Origin of the sequence: Staphylococcus sp. HMSC62D11 (genome assembly GCF_001839145.1) — a bacterium.
Classification (GTDB): Bacteria; Bacillota; Bacilli; order Staphylococcales; family Staphylococcaceae; genus Staphylococcus; species Staphylococcus lugdunensis.
Genome location: NZ_KV840176.1, coordinates 55,194 through 78,358, shown reverse-complemented (window position 1 = coordinate 78,358; position 23,165 = coordinate 55,194). Strand labels below are relative to the sequence as shown.

Genomic DNA, 23,165 nt, shown 5'->3' with positions numbered 1-23,165 from the left:
AAAACGCTACGAAGTATCTACTATTATTCTGTGCTTTTTTTAAAAACAAAGTAGTTAACTATTTGTAACATCATCAAAGCAAGTGCAGCAATAGAAATAATAATAAGATATGGTGTGCTGTTATATTCACCTTTTAAATTAACTAGAGGTGTCACAAGTCCCCCTAGCAATGACTGTAGTAACCCTAGCAAACTTGATGCACTACCCGATCCTGTCGTACGCTCATCCATCGCAATCGCGAAACCTAGTGTTGCAACACCTGTAACTGGTGCAACAAGTACAATCAAACCTATGATTAAAATCCAAAATGACCAATGATTAGTTAATACGAAACCTACAATAATCACGCCTACAATTTGGATTACTGTCAGTATTCTTAATAATTGCTGTCTATCAACATAATCTACTAATTTTCCTGTTAATTGACTTGAGATAATTAGCGTAACACCAATCGATGCAAAGATAAGACTAAAAGCAAATGGTGACTGACCATATATTTTTTGAATAAGAAACGGTGATGCTGAAATATAGCTAAATAGCATGATGAAGGTTACGCCTTGTATCAGCATTGGCAATACATATTTTGGTGTAGCTAATAGCTTTCCAAAATTTTTAAAAATAACTTTAATGCCACTTGTCTCACGTTGCTCAATATGCAGTGATTCTGTAACTTTTAGGGCTGAACCTAACAGCATCAGTATGCCAAAAACAGTAAGTACAATAAAGACCGTTCGCCAAATAGACACACTTAAAATAATGCCACCAAGTGTTGGTGCGATAATCGGCGCGATGCCATTGACTAACATTAATAATGCTAGGAATTTGGTAAGTGCTTTACCACTATATAAATCACTCGCTATTGCTCGGGAAATGACAGCACTCGCGCCCCCTGTTAGCCCTTGAACAAAGCGTAGTACTATCATCACCCATATATTACTGACAAAAATAATACTAAAGCTGGCTAGTGTAAAGATAAACATCGATACTACTAGTGGCATCTTTCTACCTATTGCGTCCGAAATAGGACCTACAAATAAATTGCCGAGCGCTAATCCAATCATAAATAAGGATAAGGTTAATTGTGAAATTGCTGTCGATGTATTAAAATCATGCTTAATTTCTGGTAACCCAGGCAAGAACATATCAATCGATAATGGCCCAATTGCCGTAAGTGCACCTAAAATAATAATAAATATTAATGATTGCTTATCACGTTGTTGTGATGACACCTAATCACACCTTTCTATAGTTAAGTTTCTCAATATAATTAAGATAAAACTAGGACAGAAACCTTTAATATTTAAAAGATTTCTGTCCTTTCACCGCGCTGTTAATCTACTTTAACTAATTTATAACCTAAGTCATCTTTGCTTTCTTCTAAAACATAATTTTTCACAACAGGTAATCCATTGAGTCCAAAACCTTGCACTTTAGCTTTAATCGTGTCGCCTGTTTGATCTACGCTTAAGATAATCGGTGACACGAGTCGTGCACTTGTGTTAGATGCAATATTTTTGCGTACTTTATCATAACTGCTAGACCCTTTTTTCAAAAATGAATGAACAAGTGAAAAATCACTTTGAGCTATGGCTTGATTTAATGATAATGAATAACTGCTGAAAAAGCTACCTAGTTTATTTTTCAACGAGTTATCTTCTTTTTCCTTTTTCTCTATATAATCTGAAATATCATCATCATCAAATGACACTGTCACATCGGTATTATCCGTTAATTTATCTGCTTTGATTGACTTTGTTTCTGTTTCAAATGTCTTACCTTTAACTTTACCAGTTGCTGACACTGTAATATCTTTATTCTTCGGATAAGGACCATATACTTTGGCGTTGCCATAATCCCAAGTTCTATCATTAATTTTTACTTTTAATGAACTGCGGCTTAATTGTTCTCCATTTTTAATCTTAACGTGAACTTTGGCTTCATTAAAATCTTCATTCACATCTACCGTATTGCTATTTGCATATTTAAAATCAAACTTCAAGTAGCCAGTAAACACACCGTTGTCGGTAATTTTTTTAGCGTCAATGGCATAATTTCCTGGTATAAATTTACCGATAGTGGTTTCTTTATCCGCTTCTGCAACGACTTTCTTATTGCGACCATCATCTTTAAATTCATACTTCGTATCTTCTTTAGGTTTAACCGTAACTTCTTTTGTTGGCGGCGTAAAACTCATATTATTGAAAATCAAATAACGTCGACCATTTTTGCTGACACGTAACACATTTTCCCCAGCACGTGTTTGTAAATAAGCAGCTACACGTGTCTCGCTTTTATTTAACTTTTCAACTGTTTCTCTTATATCAAAGATAAATTTTGTCATACCGACTTCCTTTTTAATGTATTTGATATAAGTTTGTGCTTCTGTTTCATCGACTTTATTATCTCGTGTAGTTAACATCGTAGCGACCTTTTGCGAATCATCATTATCAATCGCATTTATTAATATTTTCGCTTGTGCATCTGGAGAGTTAAAATTTTTTAACAATACAAAGACGATAATTAACAATATGATAATAAACCCACCGATTGCCCACGGTACAATTTTCTTAAGCCGAATTGTTGCCTCGTTTGAAGCTTGATTTGAGCTATTTTCGCCATTGTCGTTAATAGTTGCACCACAGTTTGGGCAATGATTGGTTTGTTCATTCTTTATTTCTTCACCACATTTAGGACACGTAGTCATATTGTCACCTCGTTTCTCTTTTCAGCATCATTTCACATACATGTTTTATTATGTAGTCATTCCATAGTATTGCACGTTTATAATCATAATCTTATATTTAATCAAATTGCTTGTTGAATTGTTTTATTCTTGAGTCAATGATGCACAACACGTTGAGTGCTTGTTCAATCTCGTTACTTGAAAAATCTTTGACCATGTCATTGGCAATTCGACTAAGTATATTTTTACTCTCATCAATATATTGCTGTCCTTTTGTTGATAATTTGATATATTTTAAGCGTTGATCAATATGACTATTGGGCTTTTCAAGACAAACCAGCTTAGCATCGATTAATTTTTTTATGCGTCGACTAACAGCAGCTTTATTTACGCCTTGTTTTTCTGTGATTTCAGTAATGGTCAATGCCTGATGATTGCTTAATAGTCTTAAAACATTAGACTGCTCCACTGAAATACCGTATTCATTTTGAATGTCTTTGAACAATTTAGCTGTAAGTGTGTTCACATCATCGATAAACTGTTTCATAAAATCAATATGACTTTTTGATATTGTACTCATGATACGCTCCTTGAATGTTCTATCTTTTGTCCGAATTAATAATGTATTCAAATAATTTTATCAATAATAGGGCTATAAAGAAACTTATTTATTTACAAAATTTCAACTTTATATTTGCGCAGTTATTTGAATTCCATTACATTAAATACATAATCTATATAATGAGGTTTACTTTATGTTAAGTATTAGTATAGCTTTTTTAACCTTTATATGTATCGTACCTACGCTCTTTAATAGTCAAACCTTTGTATCATTACGTCTCTATTTTATTTCTGTTATCTTAGCTTTTTCATTTGTACTAATAAATTTATGGCAACAAAGTTTTGTTTTATGTTATTTTTCTTTATTTATTGTACTGGTTACTGTGTTATTTGTTAAACATTTTTATCTTATAAAGCAGCAACAAGGTCGACAATTATTGCAAGAATTAATGAAATATATTTATCGCCTCTTATTATTTAGTTGCGCTTGTGCTTATATTAGCCTAATTCATGTACCCGTGTTCAACGGTTTATTTATATGGTTTAGTCTTATTGCTATCAGTACGCTAACAACATTTGCATTATATTTATGTTTCTCATCAGCTTTTGGCAGAATGACAAACCATTGTACTTTTGATGGCATTATTGTGTTAGGTGCAGGTATTTTTACTGAAGCTGTCACACCTTTGTTAGCTAGTCGTTTAAACCGAGCACTATCAATATACAATCAACAATCACACTGTACAATCATTGTCAGTGGCGGTCAAGGTAAAGATGAACCAATTTCTGAAGCATTAGCAATGAAACGCTATCTTCTTTCACACGGTGTACCGGAACAATCTATTATCATGGAAGCACATTCTACAAACACTGCTGAAAATTTTCTTTATAGTAAATCAATTATCGATGCAATGACACCTAAACCAAATAAGCTCCTTGTAGTAACAAGTCAATTTCATATACTTAGAGCTTTACGCTTTGCCCAGAAGTTTGGGCTACCGGTTCAAGGTATTGGAAGTTCAACACCCTGTCATTTATTAGCACGTTCGCTCATCCGAGATTTCCTTGGTTTGATGCATCAATATAAATTGTTGCTTACATTATACTTTGCATTATTGTTTATTAGCGCCATACTTTTGAACTTATAAAAATACAGAAGCAGATCATTTCTATGTAAATTTTAATAGAAATGATCTGCTTCAACATGTCAGAAACATTTATGCCCCAGCCTATTCAGACTAACCTGGTACAATTTGACCGTCATATAATTGAATTACTCTATCAGCATATGCAAATAAGCGTTCATCATGGGTAATCATTATTCCCATCATTTGGTTACCTTTAATTTGTGTTTTAATCATATCAACAACTTGTACTGCACGCTTAGCATCTAAACTTGCTGTGGGTTCATCTGCTAAAATAATTTTCGGTTGATTCATAAAAGCACGCATAATGGCCACACGCTGCTTTTCTCCACCAGATAGCATATGAGGATAAGCATCCAGCCGATGTGCTAAGCCTATATCACTTAATAACGTACGTGCACGTTGTTGGGCATCATTATGAGATTGTCCTGCCTCCTTACCTACTAATGTCAATTGCTCTATGACACTTAAATATGGGATTAAATAAGCTGCTTGAAAAATAAAGCCTATATCGGTTAACCTTAATGCACTATTATGACTTTGTGTCGAAAATAATGGTTTGTCATTCACTTCAATTGTCCCCTCGGTTGGTGTTAACAAACCACCCAGCATTGTTAGCAATGTAGTTTTACCTGAACCAGAGGCGCCGTTCAAAATAACGAACTCACCGTCAGCAATTTCAAAATCTATCCCTTTTAATACTTGTGTTTTTGCCTCACCTTGTCCAAATGTTTTACGAAGATTAGCTACCTTTAAAGTCATGATGCATCTCCTCCAATCGCTTCTATAGGATCCACTTTTAATACTTTTATCATTGATAATAACGCACCGATTAAAGCGACAAGGACAAAACCACCCAAAATCACTAAAATGTTAGTCAAATGAATATAAAACGGCATTGTTACTGGCATAACAAATGTTAAACTCCATATCAGACCAACCGCAATACTCACTCCAAATAAAGTAATCAACATAATTTGTCCTATGAGTGCTATAAGTAAATGACGTGTCTTAATACCAATGGCTTTTAATATACCAATTTGGGAAATCTTTTGAATCGTCATAACGTAAAAGAACGCACTTAGCACAATGGCAGTAATGACAAATAAACTCATGACCATTAAATTTAACGGTGCTTGTTCTGCCTGATAACTGGCTATATTTGCTTGCAATGTATCTGGTTTAACAAGCTCTAACTTAGAATCATCTGCAAGTTGTGAACGTTGTTCCTCATTTAAATCTTTCACTGGGAACACAGTCGCAGCTTGTTTATTCAGTTGTTCGAAACCTTCTTGAGTCATCCATAACATTGAGCTATGCGCATACATCGTATTCTCTAAAATACCTGTAACATGATAGTGGGTTGAATGACCTTTAAAATGGACCTTATCACCAATCTGTATGCCTTTAGCAGTCAATTTATTATTGATTGCTATATCGTGTGCTTTTTTAGGATAGGTCCCAGCTTGCAATTGTGGTTTAAATGTCTTATCAGTAGTAACCGTCATTACATCAAGTGAATCTTGATTAACAGTTAATACTTGTGGCTTTAAACGTGTCGGTTGTTGCTGTAATATTGTTCTTACTTTTGATGTGTCTTGAGCAGAAATATTAGATTTCTCCAACTGAGGCTGTGACATCTTTTGCATCACATAATGTTGTGCATGTTGTTGTTCAAAGAATGAAATATTTTCGCGTGCCAATCCTTGTGCCAGCCCTGTAATAAATAACACCATACTGGCCAACAAAATAATGATAAGCGTAATTAATATATAGCGAAATTTGTAAAATGTAATTTCTCGCCAAGCAAGTTTCATCATCTGTCACTTCCATTTCAAATTGATGGTTTGAATATAGCTATGGAATGTGAACTGAATATGAACTAGATGACATTTGTTCAAAATAACTTAACACCGTATAATAAAGAATAAAAAAGGAGCGTGTAGCGTGGTTAATTGTCTTATTGTGGATGACGATCAAACGATTTTAGATTATGTAGCTTCCCATTTAAACAATGAGGGCTATCATACTTATACTAAACCGAGTGGTACAGCGGCCTTACAATTTTTAGAACAGCAAACTGTCGATATCGCGATTGTTGATATTATGATGGCTGGTATGGACGGGTTTGAATTATGCCAGCAAATAAAACTTGATTTTGATCTACCAGTCATTATGTTAACGGCACGTGATGCACTTACAGATAAAGAGCGCGCTTTTTTAAGTGGTACAGATGACTATGTCACGAAGCCGTTTGAAATTAAGGAACTTATTTTTCGAATTAAAGCTGTACTTCGCCGCTATCAAATCAATGCTGAACACATTATACAACTAGGCAACCTGACATTAAATGATAATTACATGGAAGTACAAGTAGATCATAAGACGATGACTTTACCCAAAAAGGAATTCCAATTATTATATATGCTCACGAGTCATCCTAAACAAGTGTTTTTACGAGATACGCTTATTGAAAAGGTGTGGGGATTTGATTATGAGGGAGATGAGCGAACTTTAGACGTCCATATCAAACGCTTGAGACAACGCTTATCAAAATTAGCAGCCAATGTGACAATCACAACCGTCCGTGGCCAAGGATACAAGGTGGAAGCCCATGTTTAAATCTTTATATTCAAGAATCGCCATCTATACCATTACCGTTATTTTACTAAGTGCCATCCTTAGCTTTTTCATATCAAATGTCTACTATCATTTCAATTTAAAGCCTAAAAATGACCAAAAAATTATGACAACGTTAAAGAATGCAAGACAATTTGATGCTGCACAACAACATCAAGTTTCATCATCATTTTTCAAGCATCTCGCTGATATGAATTATCAAATTATGACGGTGGACAAATACGGTCATAAACATTTTTATGGTGCCGATTTTCGCAAAGATACCCTCTCAGCAACCAATATTCAACGTGTACTACAAGGTCATGATTATCATGGTATTGCGAAACAGCCTTTTCAATTGTTAGTCACAGGCTTTTTTGACAATGAAACAGATAATACAGTCGGTGTAAGATTTAAAAGTTCAGAGGGATATGTTGCAGTATTTATGCGTCCTGACATTGGACAAACATTTAGTGAATTTAGAATCTTTTTAGCACTTCTGATCATTTTGTTGCTCATCATTTCAATTTCACTCATTATCGCTTCAACATACGCCATTATTAAACCTATACAGTCATTAAAATATGCCACAGAGCGACTGATGCATGGTGATTTTGATACACCTATTAAACAAACGCGAACAGATGAAATTGGCATTTTGCAATATCGTTTCGATACGATGCGACAATCACTAAAGCAAGTTGATGCGATGCGTCAACACTTCGTGCAAAATGTCTCTCATGAGATGAAGACACCTTTAACTCACATTCATCACGCATTAACACAACTACAAGCAAGCGACGATAAAGCGACACAACAAACAATTATCAATGATTTATTCACCATAACTTCACGCTTAAGTGACTTAACTAGAGAGTTGTTAATACTTTCAGAACTTGACAATGCAAGTCATATTCAATTGAATTCAACGATACAGTTAGATCTATTACTCCAAGACTTGATTCGCCATGAACAATATTTAATTGAACGTAAAAATATTATCGTATACGCTGAATTACTACCTTCAAGCCTGTTAGGTAATGAGCGATTATTGCATCAAGCCTTTGAAAATTTACTGCGCAATGCGATCAAATATACTAATAATGAAGGTGCAATTAATATCAAACTTCAACATCGAAACAATCACGTTCATTTTACGATACAAAATGATGGTCAGCCGATGACTAAAGAAGCACAGTTGCACATCTTCGACCGCTTCTATAAAGTAAATTCAAATGACACAAGTAATGGACTGGGATTATCAATTACTCAAGCAATTGTTCAGCTTCACCATGGTCACATTGAAGTAGAGAGTAACAATCTTATTGGAACACAATTTACAGTCATACTCCCTTTCAAACCGTAAGCAATGTTCTATGATCAATTGTTATATTTTAAAAATAAAATTGCTGCTAGCAACATATATTAGTTAAACAATAAAAATGGTACTTTCTAGTTTTATTTCCATAGAAAGTATCATTTTTATTTTTAAAGCATGATGTAATATATTTCAGATTCAAGTGATTTTATAGTGCCTAAATATATATCATCAGCCCTATTTTACCGCTTATCACTGAATCATAACCACATAGCGATAAGCTATTTCTTCAAATATGATTTCATGCTTAAATAGAGCTAAAGAAAGGAGTCGCCATGAAATTAAAATTATTTATTAGTCCAAAGGAAACTGAACAATATGTGGCTGTGCATTCGCCTATATTAGATAACGACACTCAAACTGTTATTGACACAGTGAACCAATTATCACAACCAAAATATCTCACTGCTCGTCATGATGAAGATATCTATCGTCTGGCTATCACAGATATCACCACATTTCGCACTCAGCATAAAACGGTAACAGCAGTTAAAGACCATACAACATATGTTGTGAAAGAACGATTATATCAGCTAGAAAACATGTTAACCTCAAACTTTATCAGAATTTCAAAATCAGAAATTGTGAATATCGATAAAATTATAAAACTACAATTAGAACCCAACGGCTTAATCCGCATGTATTTAGAAGGCTGTGATTATACCTATTCTTCACGGCGCTATTTAAAATCTATCAAGGAGCGATTATCAATATGACATCACTTTCTAAAAGCTTATTTATTAGTCTTATTATTGGCCTATCACTATCCATCATATTTAGCATGATGTCAAATGGTGAACACTACTATCCGTTAGCACCAGATTCAACATTCGGACAGCTTTATTATCAACACTTCAATGGACCTACTGTCATGTTGTTATCTATTATTATTTGGCTGCTGATCGGCATGGTATTTTTTGCAACAAACTTTATTTTCACGCATACCGATTGGAGTATTACTACTGCCACAGCATCACATTTCGTCTGTAGCTATCTTGGGTTCCTCCCTTTAGCTACATTTGCAGGCTGGTTCAACCTAGATTTATCACACATTACTAAATTTACGATTATCTTTATCATCATCTATATGATCATCTGGGTCGTATCATTTTTGAAAAACAGACGTTACGTCAATGAAATCAATCAGCAGCTTCAACAACGTTTGAAATAATAAAAATAATGAAGCAGGCAATTTCTATTAAGTTTCAATGGAAATTGCCTGCTTCATCTTGTCAAAGATATTGATGTCCTAGCCTATTTGGTTATATTATTGCACATGCAGGTGTTTTTGTATTTCTTTATTTACTGCATGATAAACATCTTCATGCTCTGATAACTTTAAGCCAAATGATGGTACCATTTCTTTTATTTTAGGCATCCAATCTTCAAACTCATCTCTATAGCAACGTTGTAATACATCAAACATGATATCAACTGCAGTAGATGCCCCTGGAGATGCACCAAGTAATGCTGCTAACGTGCCATCATCACTTGTAATCACTTCTGTCCCAAACTGTAAATTTCCTTTACTTTGTTCAGTATCTTTAATCACTTGTACACGTTGCCCAGCCGTAATGACTTCCCAGTCTTCGTCTTGCGCATTCGGTACAAAGACACGTAAATCATTCATACGAGCTTCATTTGATAACATTAACTGCGAAACTAAATACTTTGTTAACCCTATTTCTTTAATACCAGCTGATAACATCGTGACTAAGTTATTAGGTTTAACTGATTTAATTAAATCCAAATTTGACCCTGTTTTTAAAAATTTAGGTGAAAATCCAGCAAATGGGCCAAATAATAGCGCGCGTTCTCCATTAACAAAACGCGTGTCTAAATGAGGTACTGACATAGGTGGCGCACCAATCTCTGCCTTACCATACACTTTGGCATGATGCTGTTGAATGACATCTGGATTGGTACATCTTAAGAAGAGACCACTTACTGGAAAGCCACCTATATGTTTAGAAGCCTTAATTCCAGTCTTTTGTAATAATGGCAAGCTGGCACCACCTGCGCCTATAAAGACAAAACGTGACTCATACGTTGTAATATGATTTGTTGCTAAATCTTTAATAGTCACCAGCCAAGCCCCATTATCTAATTGTGCTAAATCTTGAACTTCATGCTGATAATGAACATCCACATCTTTTGTTTTCAACTGTGCAATCAACTTCTTAGTTAATGTACCAAAATTCACATCCGTACCTGTTTCATCTCGTGTTAAGGCAATAGGCACATGAGATGTTCTTCCTGCCATCATTAACGGTACCCATTCGGTAATTTTTTCTTTGTCTTCTGTATAAACCATTTTTTCAAATAATACGTTCTTCTGTAGCGCTTTAACACGATTTTTCAAAAACCTCACATTATTCACGCCTTTGACAAAGCTCATATGTGGTACAGCTTGAATGAAGTCTCCTGGCTCTGTTAAATGGCCAGTACGCACAAGGTAAGCCCAAAACTGTTTAGATATTTGAAACTGTTCGTTAATCTTGATTGCTTTCGTACAATCAATGTCGCCGTTTTGTCCTTCTTTCGTATAATTCAGTTCACATAATGCTGAGTGCCCTGTGCCAGCATTATTCCATACATTTGAACTTTCTTCCCCCGGTTGTGCTAACTTCTCAAATAATTTAACGTCTTTATCTGGTGAGAGCTCGGTAATAAGCGTACCTAATGTCGCACTCATAATTCCTCCACCAATTAAGATAACATCTGTCTTGCTAGGTGCTTGATTCATAACAAACACTTCCCCCTTTATCGTTTCACAACTAAGACTGACAAACAAACGCTTGTTTTAAAGCGCTTTCTTAATTAATGTTAAAAAATTCACCTTATTTAGGTGCTTTTTCTTAATTATAATGACTAACTCAATTATATACATAAATGAACTATGAAAAAAGCTTAAACAAGTATATTTGTTCAAATATTTTCAATTATTCATAATATTTTGTGCATTGTGCTTGCTAAGTTATTTCCAGCATATGTTTAGACATGATATAATTTTTATAAACTATTTCACTAAAGAGGGCAATTTTTATGAAGTCTTTTACTTTTTTAATGCACAATATTTATGCCTTAGGTGGCACAGTTAAAGCAGTTTCTCAATTGGCAAATACTTTAGCAGAGCGCGGCCATGACGTTACGATTGTCTCAGTTCTGCGTGCAGCCGACACACCTTATTTTGCGTTGAACAATAACATTAAGGTGATAGACCTTGTCGATTATCGTCTCAAACCACAAAATATAAGTGGTATTATCGCAAATCGTATCCGTAAATTCACGCCATTACTAAAGCCTAAAAAAATATCTAAATATGAACCAGGACTTACTCAATTATCTAGTTTTATTGAAAAGAAAATCATTGCCAGCATTAAGCAAACCGCAACTGATGTATTAGTCGGAACACGTGCCAGTTATAACATACTCGTGGCACAATTCGCTCCTAAAGATGTCTTTACTATTGGAATGGAACATATGAACTTCGACGCACATCCAACACGTTATCAGCACCAAATAATACGTGCTTATCAAGGTTTAGATGCCGTAACAACATTAACTGATAGTGATCAATTCGCCTATCAACAACGCATCCAAACGCCAGTTTACATAGTTCCTAATATTATTAATCATCGTTTCATTGGAGCCCAAAAACAAAACATCATTATTAGCGCTGGTCGCTTAGACTATGAAAAAGGATATGACTTACTCATAGAAGCTGCACGTCGCATACAAGATGATTTGCGCCAAATTCGTTATCAAATCCACATCTACGGTGAAGGAAAAGAAAAGGCAGCATTAATCAATATGATAGAACAGTATAACCTAAATGATATTATAAAATTGTTTCCTGCCACAAAAGACTTAGATAAGAAACTATCACGTAGTAAAATAACTGTCGTCCCATCAAGAAATGAGGGCTTTGGCATGGTTATTCTTGAAGCCATGGCACAGCATAATATTGTGATTAGCTTTAAAGACACTTTAGGACCATCTTATATTATCAATGCCGGAACCAATGGTTATTTGGCAGACTACGGAGATGCCGGATCATTGGCTAAATACATTGATATTGCGACACAATATTACACAAAATTAACCCCAATGATTGAAGCAGGCCAACAAACGTTAAAGCAATATACTGCTGACCATGTGTATGCTGCGTTTATGGCTATTTTCAAAGGATAAGTTGTATTTGAAGGACAGCTTATGACAGCGTAAATATTCATATATAGATGCAATCATATTAACTAGCAAAATGGATTCTGTATATAATCAAAGAAAATGAGAGCGGGACAGCGAATTCACAATGAATTCGTTGTCCCGTTCCGTCATGGTTGCCGTACTTAATCGTTTACAGAGAAACGATTAAGTACTGATTTATTAAGTTCTTTTCTAGAATATTAATGAAAGTATGAATGTCCAAATACATACGAAGATTAATAATCCAATACTATATTTAAGTGTCATTTTTAATAAGTCAGATTCTTTACCAACTTGTTTAACAGCAGCTGTAGCAATAGCTATTGATTGAGGAGAAATCAATTTTGCAGCTACCCCACCAACTGTATTTGAAGCAACTAAGAGTGAACCACTTGTGCCAATTTGTTGTGCTACAGATGCTTGAATTGGAGCAAATAGCGAGTTGTTGTTTACAACTGAACCAGTCATAAATACACCAATCCATCCTAGAATTGGAGATAATACTGGGAAGACATTACCTGCTTTTGCAATACCTTGACCCATGGCACTACTTAAACCACCGTATGTTGTGATTTTAGAAATGGCTAAGATGAAACATATAGTTAAAATAGGTAACCAAAGTTCTTTAAACGTTACACCAAATAATCGACCAGCATCACCAAAGCTAACTTTTTTAGCCATTAACACAGTAATCAGAATAGTGATTAAAATAGCGGTACCAGTTTGTCCAATGAAGTTAAATGATAACATGATTGGTTTGTGTGCAATATCACTAAACGTACCAGGTAAACTGAAGTTTAACACGAGTGATGAGAGTTTACCTTTTGGCAAGAATAATCCTTTAAATGAAGGTGAACTCCAAACCATCACAATCACAGTTAAGATAATGAAAGGACTCCAAGCATATAATACTTGTTTTGCTGTAAGATGTTTTGTTGGTTCAGGTTTAACATCTTTTTGAACTCTAAAGATATTTTTAGGTTGGAATTTTCTAGAGAATAAAGCTAATGCCCCCATTGATGCTAATGGTGGTACAATGTCAGCTAATTCTGGACCGTTGAATACAGTAAGTAAACCTTGTAAGACTGTATACGTAATAGATACTACTAATATAGCTGGTAAAGTTTCTTTAATACCTTTGAAGCCATCGATAATTGCAATTAATAAGAATGGAATAAAGAAGTTAATGATGGCTAAAGTTAACGTAGATGTTTGAGATACACCCATAGCTGTAACATGTCCAGGCAAGTGTAATGTATCAACAATACCTACTGGAATTCCGATGGCACCAAATGCACCAGACGCTGCATTGGCTACCAAACACAACATCGCAGCTTGTAAAGGTCTGAAACCTAATTGAGTAAGTAATAAGGCACAAATTGCAATTGGTACACCAAAGCCTGCTGCCCCTTCTAAAAAGGCATTAAATGAAAAACCAATCAATAATAATTGAATACGTTGGTCTTGTGAAATGCTTGTAATGCTATCTTGAATTGTTTGGAATTGACCAGATTCTTGTGTAATTTTATAAAGTAACACGGCCATCATTACAATATAGCCAATTGGAATAATACCTTGGTAGAAACCTTCTACTACGGCACCAGTAGCAATGCCACCAGGAAGTTTAAAGAATGGAATGGCGATAAGCAAAGTGACAACTAAAGTAGTGATTGCAGCATAAATCCCTTTCATTTTAAAAACTGTAAGACATAATAAGAATAAGATAATTGGAATAGCTGCAACAATGCTTGATAACAATAAGTTATCAAAAGGATTAAAAGATTGAACTAACATACATGACTCCTCTTTCTGTAGTTTATTTACAATGAACACAACGTGTGCATTCATCAGTTAGCCTTTGTGAAGTTTTTCACAATAAAAATATAACACCTTTATACCTATAATACAATACTATTTCTAATGAATTCTATACAAAAATAAGCATTTAAAACCAAAAATTAGCATTGTATTTTTTACGAGAAATATGTAACTATCGTTTTATTGGATTGTAAGCCGCATATCAGTGAATTATCTAATCTGACATGGTAAAATAAATGAAAATCGCTAACAGATAGAAGGTTAAATCATGCTGAAACAAATTAACATTTCTCATATGGAACAATTAACGAGTCAACTAGAAAGTGCATTAGCTGACGGCTATACGCACTTTGCTCCTTATGCGAACGAAATTAAAATTCACCAAGACATGCTGAAGTCTGTCACTTTACACCCTCATCCAATCGTCGTTGATTATACAATCAACGGAGAATATTTAAATGATTGTCGATATTTTGGTCAAGCTCAAGTTGACTTTAAAACATGGTCACAAAATATTAATCATTATCCTAACCTTGTTTACCATATTCCAACCGCTTTGCATCATTTATCCACGGATGTCGTTCATAACATTTTTGACTTAGCGCTTATGACATTATTATTTGATGATGTCGTAGTCGATGGTCACGTGGCATATGATTTTACTCAACCAATACAGGCAAGCGAGACATTTTGGACTTGGTTAGCTGATCAGCAAATTAACTCAACGAATTATTTTGAATTAAACAAATTAGCGTATCAGCAATACCAAGCTATCCCGTTCCCACAACCGCAATATAAAGATGATAGTAGTAAAATGCGCTTTGCCGATAGCTGGTTAGTAACGACAAAATTCAAATTACCTAAATGGCTATATAACATGATGCACCAACATGCTGTCAATAATCACAAAAAACTAAGCTATCTTTATCAAAAGGATACATCAAAGGTTAAAGATCACGTTGTTTTCTTAGGCTTTGATCATGGTTATCGTGGTAATTCAAAATACTTATTCAATCATTTTATAAAGCGCAATCCTATGGTGGATACGTATTTCATTACAGATGAACGTAAAGGTCCAAATTTTATTTCTACTTCTGCAGAAAACAAACAAGAACTGATTGAAAGTGCCAAAGTTGTGGTGATTGAAAGTTATATGCCAGATACATATCATCCAAATGGTACAATTATCCAACTCTGGCACGGTTCACCCATTAAACGCTTATTTTTAGATAGTGCTGAACCATATGAAAATAGCAATATCTATAATTATCGTGCACGTAAATATAATAAATGGCTTCAACAAGATTATCTTGTCGTTGATGCCACATCTGTAGTACCATATTTCAATTCAGCTTTTCCAAATCAAGAGACTAACGTCTTGCCTGTGGGTTATCCACGTGTAGACTATTTACTACAGCATCGTCATGACCGTGCCCAAGTCAAACACATCAGCAAGAAACTTCATATCACTGATGATAAGCCTGTACTTCTATATGCGCCAACATGGCATAAAGACACGGTACAACAACATTTGACAATTACAGATGATTTATTGCAACAGTACCATATTATATTCAAAGGTCATGTTGAAGCACAACAAGATTACAGTTTACCAGAGCGTGTGATTCGTGCGCCTAAAGATATTGAGACACAAGATTTAATATTAATCGCCGATATCATTGTTACAGATTATTCCTCTATCATCTTTGACGCATTGACCATAGATAAAAAGGTATGTCTATTTACACCACAACACGAAACGTACCAACAAGAACGTGGTATTTATGAACATGTCTTGTCCGCACTTCGACCCGTATGGTATAAAGACGAGGCATTGTTACATGAGGATTTAATTGAACAGCGCATTCCATCCATCAATCATCCTTTTGTCAATAAATCAAATCATGCATTAGCAGAGATTACGGACGTGATTTTAAAAGAACTCCATAAGAAACACGCTGATAACTAAAAAAGATTACAGCCGACGCTCTTATTAACGTCGGCTGTAATCTGTTATTTAGGTTGATATGCTGGTTCAATAATACTTGGTTGACCTTGTCCATTCACTGATACAATGGTATAAGTTCCTTGTTGTTTAGGATTTTTAAAACTAAACAGATACTCATAGCGTCCATTATGAGATTGAATGGCATAATCATTATATTGACATTGCATTTGGTGAATTTTATTTACTTCTTGATTCGCTTTTGTTAAAGCGTTTTTGAAGTTAGGCAATTGTTTTAAAGCTGTATTTTCATTACCGTTAAATATTGTTAGCTGTCTTGAGACATAAGCTGCATTGGGACTTTGATATGGCTTAACATAATGAGATTGTCCTTTGTTATTATTAGCTTGGTTGTTCTGATTTGTTGCTTGACCTTGTTGAGCACCAGACTGCGATTGAGAAGCATTATTTTGCTTGTTGCTGTTTTTCTCTGAGCTGTTGTCTTTTGAGTCATTCGTTGCTTGCTCATCGTCATCTTTTTGAACATTTGATTTCTTATCTTTCTTATCTTTTTGTTTGTTTTTATCTGTTTTTTGGCTATCATGTTGTTCTGATTTGTTAGTATCTTCCTTATTACTGTTGCCATCATCATGCGAACAGGCCGCTAAAGATAAAGATAGAATCAATATACTTGCTAATAATCTTTTCATTATAACTCCTCCATTATCTTATCGTCTAAGCATTATGACATGCTTGATACTTATACTATACATTAAAAATACTAATTTTATGTTAATTTTTAAGTTTTTTATTTACAAATTTCGTACAAATTAAAGAAAGTGACAGAATTCATTATGAATTTGTAGTCCCGTTCCGGCACAATTGACTAGAATTGAAAAACAGCTTGGTATCAACGTATTTTCAATGCTGTCAACTACTGCCAATATTTAGTTCATAGCTTTAAATATGATGATGCACTAGACGCTACTAAACCTTTAAAAATTAATCCGCCACGCTGCGTTCCATAATTAAATCGATATCAATGACATCTCCCGTCTTAAATTCATGTTGTCCAGTTACTTTAAAACCACATGTCTTATAAAATGCTAAGGCTTGAGGATTATGTTCCCATACGCCTAGCCATACCTTTGTCTTTTGATATTCCAACGCCTTATTGAGAGCCAGTTGAATAAACTTTTTCCCTCTACCTCCACCTTGATATGCTTTATCAAAGTAAATGCGTTGTATTTCTAAATATGCTGGACCCTTAGCTTCCGTTTGGGCAGCATCGATATTTAATTTTAAATATCCCACAATTTGTCCTTTGACTTTATAAAAGTAATGAAATGATTCGGGGTTGTGAAATTCTGTCGTTAAAATATCTAAATTGTAATTCTCTGCAAAAAATTGTGAAAAATCAGCTTCTGAATAAGACCCTTCAAATGTAGCATGAAATGTGCGTTGCGCAATTGCTTGTAAATCTTCAATTTCTGAAGCTTGTACTGCAGTGATAGTTTCCTTTGTCATCATGATCAACTCCCTTTAAAATGGTTAGATTCTCCCACATAAGACCATTAAATTTAAGATAACACAAATTTATCATTGATAATCTTTATCAATGAGTATAAAGTTATAATTGAAATGAATAATCCATTTGGAGTGAGGTTTTAACTATGTTACCAAACATTTTTGCAGTAGGTATTACCGGTCCTACAAGTTTAGTTATTATTAGTATAATCGCATTAATTATTTTCGGTCCTAAGAAATTACCCCAGTTCGGTAAAGCTATTGGCAGTACATTACGAGAATTTAAGTCAGCAGCCGAACACTTAGATGAAGATCATTCACTTGATACTCCCAGTAAAGAGTCCAAATCACAACGAGAGCAACCTAAGTAATTATACCCTGCTGGAACACATTGATGAATTGCGCAGACGCTTCGTCAAGATAATCATTGCATTTTTGGTATCTACCATCATTGTATACGCATCATCACATTGGTGGATAAATCCATTTATCAACTATATCAAGCGCGCAAATGTAACGTTACACGCCTTCTCATTTACTGAAATGATACAAATTTATGTCATGATTATCTTCTTTGTGGCACTATGCCTAATAGTGCCATTCGTTTTTTATCAACTATGGGCATTTATTGCGCCAGGATTACATCAAAATGAACGTCGATTTATTTATCGCTATAGTATATGGTGTGCAGGGTTGTTTATTCTAGGCGTATTATTCGCATTCTATATCGGATTTCCTTTAGTTATTAATTTTTCACTGAATTTATCGGAAATGCTACATATTGACCCAACTATCGGCTTTAAGTCATATTTAGGCGAACTCATTCGTTGGTTGTTTGTCTTTGGTATCCTCTTTCAGTTACCGACGTTATTTATGGGACTGGCACGTTTTGATTTAATTGATGTACATCAATTGGGCAAATATCGCAAATATATTTATTTCGGTTGTTTTATTGCCGCAAGTATTATCGCACCTCCAGATATCACACTTAATTTATTATTGACATTACCTATCATTCTATTGTTTGAATTTAGTATGTTTATTGCTAAAATCACACATAGCAATTAAAAATAGATTGGGACAACAATCCCAAAATATTAGCACAAAGATGATTTGAATTTAAAAATCGTCTTTGTGCTTCTTTTCGTATGATTATCTCTTTGGCTAAGGAAACAGCTTCAGCCTCTTCAGTTTTAATACCTTTAAATGATGTTTCTTACCATATCAATGATATAGCGGAAACCCTACCAGTACTTTAAACTTTAATCTGTTATAACTATAGCCATGCCTTTCTATCTATAAAAATAGCTGTGAAGAAACCGATTGTTATAGATCTTCTTCACAGCTCATCTTAATATGTTTTATTTATGTCGTTTGCGTTTGCTGACGTTGTGTTCTCATAAACACAATGACTAAAATAATGTAAATGATTTGCGCGCCAATCGTTTCAAAGCTTGGATAGAATCCGATTACGCTTATAGTTGGTAAGCCCTCAATACTATGTTGTGGTAATGTACCAAGTAATTGAAGTTTTTGAATACTAACACCTAACATTTTGAACGCCATTAAGAAGATAAATATAGAAAGCACTCTGAAAATGTAATAAATTGGTATCAGTTTAACAATAAATCTAAATAACAATGCGAAGATAATAAGGATTACAATGGCTAAGGCAATGCCAATCACAAAGTCTATTGTCTGAATACTGCCTATCATACCCATATAGAAGATAATAACTTCTACACCTTCTCTAAGCACTGAAATTAAACCAATCGTACCTAACAATACTAGGTTACCGTTGCTAATTGCATTTTGATACATGGACTGAATTAAGTCATTCCAACGTTTTGCACTTGAACGGCGATGCATCCAAATACCTACAATATACATCAAGACGACGGCAATAATGCCTAACGTCGCTTCCATGCCTTCACGTAACAAACCATTATTACCTAAAGTTTGAATAAAGACAACGGCTAAGGCAAGACTTAGAATTAAACCAAGCATCGCACCACCTAGAACACTTGCTGTACCTTTCGTATCTTTCACATTACGTGTCATTGTTGTCAATGTCATAATGATAAGTAATACTTCAAGACCTTCACGCAAGAAAATAATCATGACATCAACAAAGGAATAACTATCTTTGCCGACCGTATCTTTGATGTCTGAATTAATATCTTGTAGACCTTCTTTAACACGGTCTTTATTACTATCATCTAATATACTTTGATAATAAGGAATCTTATCTTCTATCGTTGTATAGAGTGACGCATTTTTCGTTTGAATTTTACCTTCAACGTAAGGCCAAATTTGAATAAATTTACTTAAAGCATCATCTGTTTGTTTCAATTGATTATTTTCAATACCTTTAATGGCTTTATCCAATTCATCATTTAATTGTGTCACATTATACTTATCTGAACTTTGATTTGATTGTTTTTGATCAACTTGGTCAATGCTTGTTTTAAATGTTGTCCAAGCATTTTTAACTTTATTGATATCTAAAGGTTCTTTTTGAACTGCCACACGTAACTGCATCAAGTTCACTTCGATTTGACCATATTTTGAATCATCATAGTTACGGATAACCGTTTCATGACTTGTCCAAATCTGATTCAAACTATTATTTATAGATTGTAACTTTGTCTCATCTTTATCCTTAATTGCTTGTTGCATCTGACTGTCTTTGGCATCTACTTGTTGTTGTAATTCTTTAATTTTTTTCGATGCATCTCCAGAAGATTCAGCATTCTCATAAGCAATTAATGATTTTGTGACTTCAGATAATTTTGCTGCTTGTGACTCAGTTGATGATGTTTTCTTAACTGCTTGCCATTGCTGCTTAACATCTTTCCCCTGTTTCGTATTTTTAATTTTTAATGTATCTAGCTGTTTATCAATATCTTTAATCGCTTGCTTTTTATCTTTATCGCTTTTTGATTTGTCTTCTAAAATTGATTTAGCATCCGTAATAGAAACATAGACATCACTAATCGATGGCTTATCTGCAGCCGCTGAAGGCATAGGCGCCATCCGGAAAGCCATTGTGAGTATAGCTAAAAGAATAACAACCTTAATTAAATAACGTTTCACCAAGGTAGCCTCCTTTTTTCACACCAGGCAACACTAAAAATGTAGCCGATCCTCGATGTGTAATATACTCATTTAGCTTATCCTGATGACCTAAATGGTTTTGAATATCAATAAACTGTTGTGGTGATTTTTGGAAACATATAAACATTAAACCTGTTTCTAATGCACCTGTTTTTTCATTCGTACCGCCTAAATAATTATATGCACGACGTTTGATGGACGTCTTAGCTTCATGTGCCAAACGTGCATGTGCATCTTTAGGAATCACATACTCACCTGAACTATCTTTTGCGTCTAAATCAAGCTCATCAAATTCTTTTTTCCCAGTTAATGGTGCACCTGAACTACGTTTACGACCAAATGTCGCTTCTTGTTCTTCTAAAGCTGTACGGTCCCATGTTTCAATGTGAATTTGAATACGGCGAATAATGCAATAAGTTCCATGCTTTGCCCAACCATCATCAATAAAGACATAGTTTTTATATTCATCACTTTTACGTGGATTGACTGTACCATCTTTAAATGCCATTAAGTTTCTTGGTGTTTCATCTAATTTTCCGGAAACAAAACCAGTTTGTGACCATTTCACTTTAACTAAGTCTCTAAACGGACGAATTAGATTATGTACCGCATGGAATGTCACTTGTGAATCATTAGAGCAAGCTTGAATCATGATATCACCATCACTATACTCATCTTCCAATTGATCATTTGCAAAATGAGGTAAATCTTTAAAGTCTTTAGGTATCTTAGATGATAGACCTACTTTCTTTAAAAATGATTTACTAACACCGTACGTGATTGTTAACTTACTTGCACCTAAGCCAATCGATTCACCTGTATCTGCTGGAGGTAACAACGTATTATGACTTCTATCCTTTTCAACTGGTTCGCCTTCAGTTAGACTTACCGTCATATCCGTCCATTTTTGAAACATTTTCTTAATTTCTGCTTTATCACGAGATTTAAGTTCCAATGCTACAAAATTACATGTCTTTTGTGTTGGCGTTGTTATACCAGCTTGAACCTTGCCATAGAATTCAAAAGCATCTTTCTCTTTATCTTCTGGCGTATCAAACATTGACTTAAATGAAAATACACTACCTGCACCACTTGCGCCGATGACGACACCCGCGCCACCAATTCCTAACATTTTTAAGAAGGAACGTCTTGAGACTTGTCCTTTTTGTTGTTCGTCTTGATTACTCATTCTGTAATCACGGCCATTTTACTCAACGGTTCCCCTAATGCATTCACTGCATCTGCTAACGCTTTTCTATCTGCTTTAGAAACATCACCATATGGTTTATAGCCGTCACCGTCTTTATATTTGTCTAACAGTTTGTTCACTTTATCAAAGTTCTTTTGAATATCTGCTGATAACTTTTTATCTTTTTTATTTAATTCTGGTTTAAATAGTGTATAAATTTTTTGTGCACCTTCAATGTTGGCTTTGAAGTCATATAAGTCAGTATGAGAATAAATTTCTTCTTCACCAGTGATTTTAGATGTTGATACTTCATTAAGTAAATCCACAGATCCTTGTAACATTAATTTAGGCGTGATTTTTAATGTGTCTGCTTTGGCATCTAACTCTTTGGCATCTTTCAACAATTGATCAGCATCTTTTTTCGTTGTTGCATCAATTTTATTATCTTGGTATAACGATCTTTCAATCTTATGATAACCCGTCCATTTATCTTCTTTTTTCTCTTCTTTCATATCAGCGAGACGTGCATCGATTTTCGGATCTAAATCACCAAAAGCTTCTGCTACAGGTTCTGAACGTTCATAATACATACGTACTTTAGGATATAGCGATTTTGCTTTTTCCATATCATCATTCTTCACTGCATTAACAAAATCTGTTGTCCCTTTTAAAAACTTATCTAATTGTTTATCTGTATACTTTTCATATTCTTTAGTAGCTTTTTTCAACTCTGCTGTGTTATTGCTTTTGCTACTCTTATTTTTAGAATGTGAATCCTGTCCGCCATCTTGGCTACCACATGCTGCTAATAGTAATGACGAAGCTAATAATATTGTTGGTAGTTTTTTCAAAATAATCACCTCAAGTATGTTATGAACAATCATCAAACCATTGTACAACCGTTCTAAATGAGAATAACTAATGCTAAGATTTGCTTATTTAATAATTGTTATAGTAGTATTTCTCACTAGAAA

21 protein-coding genes are annotated in these 23,165 nt (G+C 34.4%); 9 read left to right on the top strand and 12 right to left on the bottom strand.

Annotation, left to right across the window (positions count from 1 at the left end):
* Positions 1-23: 23 nt before the first annotated feature.
* The 3 genes from HMPREF3267_RS00735 to HMPREF3267_RS00725 all read right to left on the bottom strand — a co-directional run bounded on the left by HMPREF3267_RS00735 (position 24) and on the right by HMPREF3267_RS00725 (position 3,263).
* Positions 24-1,229, bottom strand: a complete 1,206-nt coding sequence (locus tag HMPREF3267_RS00735; protein WP_037545156.1) for a putative multidrug effflux MFS transporter TcaB — start codon at positions 1,227-1,229, stop codon at positions 24-26.
* 101 nt (positions 1,230-1,330) lie between these two features.
* The gene (locus HMPREF3267_RS00730) at positions 1,331-2,704 is read right to left on the bottom strand and encodes a membrane-associated protein TcaA (protein WP_012990757.1); all 1,374 of its coding nucleotides are present in this window, start codon (positions 2,702-2,704) and stop codon (positions 1,331-1,333) included.
* A gap of 97 nt (positions 2,705-2,801) precedes the next feature.
* A complete protein-coding gene (locus HMPREF3267_RS00725) occupies positions 2,802-3,263 on the bottom strand; it encodes a MarR family transcriptional regulator TcaR (protein WP_002460174.1) in 462 nt (153 codons plus the stop codon).
* Positions 3,264-3,438: 175 nt separating this feature from the next.
* Here HMPREF3267_RS00725 and HMPREF3267_RS00720 point away from each other — a divergent pair, with 175 nt between their 5' ends.
* The gene (locus HMPREF3267_RS00720) at positions 3,439-4,392 is read left to right on the top strand and encodes a YdcF family protein (RefSeq protein WP_002460176.1); all 954 of its coding nucleotides are present in this window, start codon (positions 3,439-3,441) and stop codon (positions 4,390-4,392) included.
* 90 nt (positions 4,393-4,482) lie between these two features.
* Here the strand turns inward: HMPREF3267_RS00720 and HMPREF3267_RS00715 are convergent, their stop codons facing one another.
* Together HMPREF3267_RS00715 and HMPREF3267_RS00710 are read right to left on the bottom strand one after the other, a co-directional pair.
* A complete protein-coding gene (locus HMPREF3267_RS00715) occupies positions 4,483-5,151 on the bottom strand; it encodes an ABC transporter ATP-binding protein (protein WP_002492256.1) in 669 nt (222 codons plus the stop codon).
* Positions 5,148-6,206: an ABC transporter permease gene (locus tag HMPREF3267_RS00710; protein ID WP_062078791.1), complete on the bottom strand. Its 1,059-nt coding sequence runs from the start codon at positions 6,204-6,206 to the stop codon at positions 5,148-5,150. The genes HMPREF3267_RS00715 and HMPREF3267_RS00710 overlap by 4 nt, the downstream gene beginning before the upstream one ends.
* A 130-nt stretch (positions 6,207-6,336) precedes the next feature.
* On the opposite strand from HMPREF3267_RS00710, the gene HMPREF3267_RS00705 reads away from it, so the two are divergent.
* The 4 genes from HMPREF3267_RS00705 to HMPREF3267_RS00690 all read left to right on the top strand — a co-directional run bounded on the left by HMPREF3267_RS00705 (position 6,337) and on the right by HMPREF3267_RS00690 (position 9,557).
* Positions 6,337-7,011, top strand: a complete 675-nt coding sequence (locus tag HMPREF3267_RS00705) for a response regulator transcription factor (RefSeq protein ID WP_002460180.1) — start codon at positions 6,337-6,339, stop codon at positions 7,009-7,011.
* Positions 7,004-8,374 carry a sensor histidine kinase gene (locus tag HMPREF3267_RS00700; RefSeq protein WP_062077981.1) on the top strand — a complete coding sequence of 457 codons (1,371 nt, stop codon included), beginning with the start codon at positions 7,004-7,006 and terminating at the stop codon, positions 8,372-8,374. The genes HMPREF3267_RS00705 and HMPREF3267_RS00700 overlap by 8 nt, the downstream gene beginning before the upstream one ends.
* 287 nt (positions 8,375-8,661) lie before the next feature.
* Entirely contained in the window at positions 8,662-9,102 is a 441-nt protein-coding gene (locus tag HMPREF3267_RS00695) for a LytTR family DNA-binding domain-containing protein (protein ID WP_002460182.1), read from the top strand.
* Positions 9,099-9,557, top strand: a complete 459-nt coding sequence (locus tag HMPREF3267_RS00690; RefSeq protein WP_062077983.1) for a DUF3021 domain-containing protein — start codon at positions 9,099-9,101, stop codon at positions 9,555-9,557. The genes HMPREF3267_RS00695 and HMPREF3267_RS00690 overlap by 4 nt, the downstream gene beginning before the upstream one ends.
* Before the next feature lie 96 nt (positions 9,558-9,653).
* On the opposite strand, the gene mqo is transcribed toward HMPREF3267_RS00690, so the two are convergent.
* Positions 9,654-11,132 (bottom strand): malate dehydrogenase (quinone), encoded by a 1,479-nt coding sequence (mqo, locus tag HMPREF3267_RS00685; RefSeq protein WP_002460186.1) that lies wholly within the window; start codon positions 11,130-11,132, stop codon positions 9,654-9,656.
* A 299-nt stretch (positions 11,133-11,431) separates the two neighbouring features.
* On the opposite strand from mqo, the gene HMPREF3267_RS00680 reads away from it, so the two are divergent.
* Positions 11,432-12,580 (top strand): glycosyltransferase family 4 protein, encoded by a 1,149-nt coding sequence (locus tag HMPREF3267_RS00680; RefSeq protein ID WP_002478764.1) that lies wholly within the window; start codon positions 11,432-11,434, stop codon positions 12,578-12,580.
* Between the two features lie 207 nt (positions 12,581-12,787).
* Here the strand turns inward: HMPREF3267_RS00680 and HMPREF3267_RS00675 are convergent, their stop codons facing one another.
* Positions 12,788-14,389: an L-lactate permease gene (locus tag HMPREF3267_RS00675; protein WP_002478763.1), complete on the bottom strand. Its 1,602-nt coding sequence runs from the start codon at positions 14,387-14,389 to the stop codon at positions 12,788-12,790.
* 292 nt (positions 14,390-14,681) lie between these two features.
* Here HMPREF3267_RS00675 and HMPREF3267_RS00670 point away from each other — a divergent pair, with 292 nt between their 5' ends.
* Positions 14,682-16,382 (top strand): CDP-glycerol glycerophosphotransferase family protein, encoded by a 1,701-nt coding sequence (locus HMPREF3267_RS00670; RefSeq protein ID WP_062077985.1) that lies wholly within the window; start codon positions 14,682-14,684, stop codon positions 16,380-16,382.
* Between the two features lie 44 nt (positions 16,383-16,426).
* On the opposite strand, the gene HMPREF3267_RS00665 is transcribed toward HMPREF3267_RS00670, so the two are convergent.
* A complete protein-coding gene (locus tag HMPREF3267_RS00665; RefSeq protein ID WP_002478761.1) occupies positions 16,427-17,068 on the bottom strand; it encodes a hypothetical protein in 642 nt (213 codons plus the stop codon).
* Between the two features lie 292 nt (positions 17,069-17,360).
* The gene (locus tag HMPREF3267_RS00660; RefSeq protein ID WP_002460192.1) at positions 17,361-17,888 is read right to left on the bottom strand and encodes a GNAT family N-acetyltransferase; all 528 of its coding nucleotides are present in this window, start codon (positions 17,886-17,888) and stop codon (positions 17,361-17,363) included.
* Positions 17,889-18,031: 143 nt separating this feature from the next.
* On the opposite strand from HMPREF3267_RS00660, the gene tatA reads away from it, so the two are divergent.
* A complete protein-coding gene (tatA, locus tag HMPREF3267_RS00655; protein ID WP_002460193.1) occupies positions 18,032-18,256 on the top strand; it encodes a twin-arginine translocase TatA/TatE family subunit in 225 nt (74 codons plus the stop codon).
* A gap of 10 nt (positions 18,257-18,266) precedes the next feature.
* Positions 18,267-18,953, top strand: coding sequence for a twin-arginine translocase subunit TatC (tatC, locus tag HMPREF3267_RS00650; RefSeq protein ID WP_172952959.1), 687 nt, complete (start codon positions 18,267-18,269; stop codon positions 18,951-18,953).
* Between the two features lie 297 nt (positions 18,954-19,250).
* On the opposite strand, the gene HMPREF3267_RS00645 is transcribed toward tatC, so the two are convergent.
* The 3 genes from HMPREF3267_RS00645 to efeO are packed head-to-tail and all read right to left on the bottom strand — an operon-like array spanning position 19,251 to position 23,042.
* A complete protein-coding gene (locus HMPREF3267_RS00645) occupies positions 19,251-20,981 on the bottom strand; it encodes an FTR1 family protein (RefSeq protein WP_062077989.1) in 1,731 nt (576 codons plus the stop codon).
* Positions 20,962-22,191, bottom strand: coding sequence for an iron uptake transporter deferrochelatase/peroxidase subunit (efeB, locus tag HMPREF3267_RS00640; RefSeq protein ID WP_037545176.1), 1,230 nt, complete (start codon positions 22,189-22,191; stop codon positions 20,962-20,964). The genes HMPREF3267_RS00645 and efeB overlap by 20 nt, the downstream gene beginning before the upstream one ends.
* Positions 22,188-23,042: an iron uptake system protein EfeO gene (gene efeO / locus HMPREF3267_RS00635; protein ID WP_002478755.1), complete on the bottom strand. Its 855-nt coding sequence runs from the start codon at positions 23,040-23,042 to the stop codon at positions 22,188-22,190. The genes efeB and efeO overlap by 4 nt, the downstream gene beginning before the upstream one ends.
* Between the last annotated feature and the right edge of the window lie 123 nt (positions 23,043-23,165).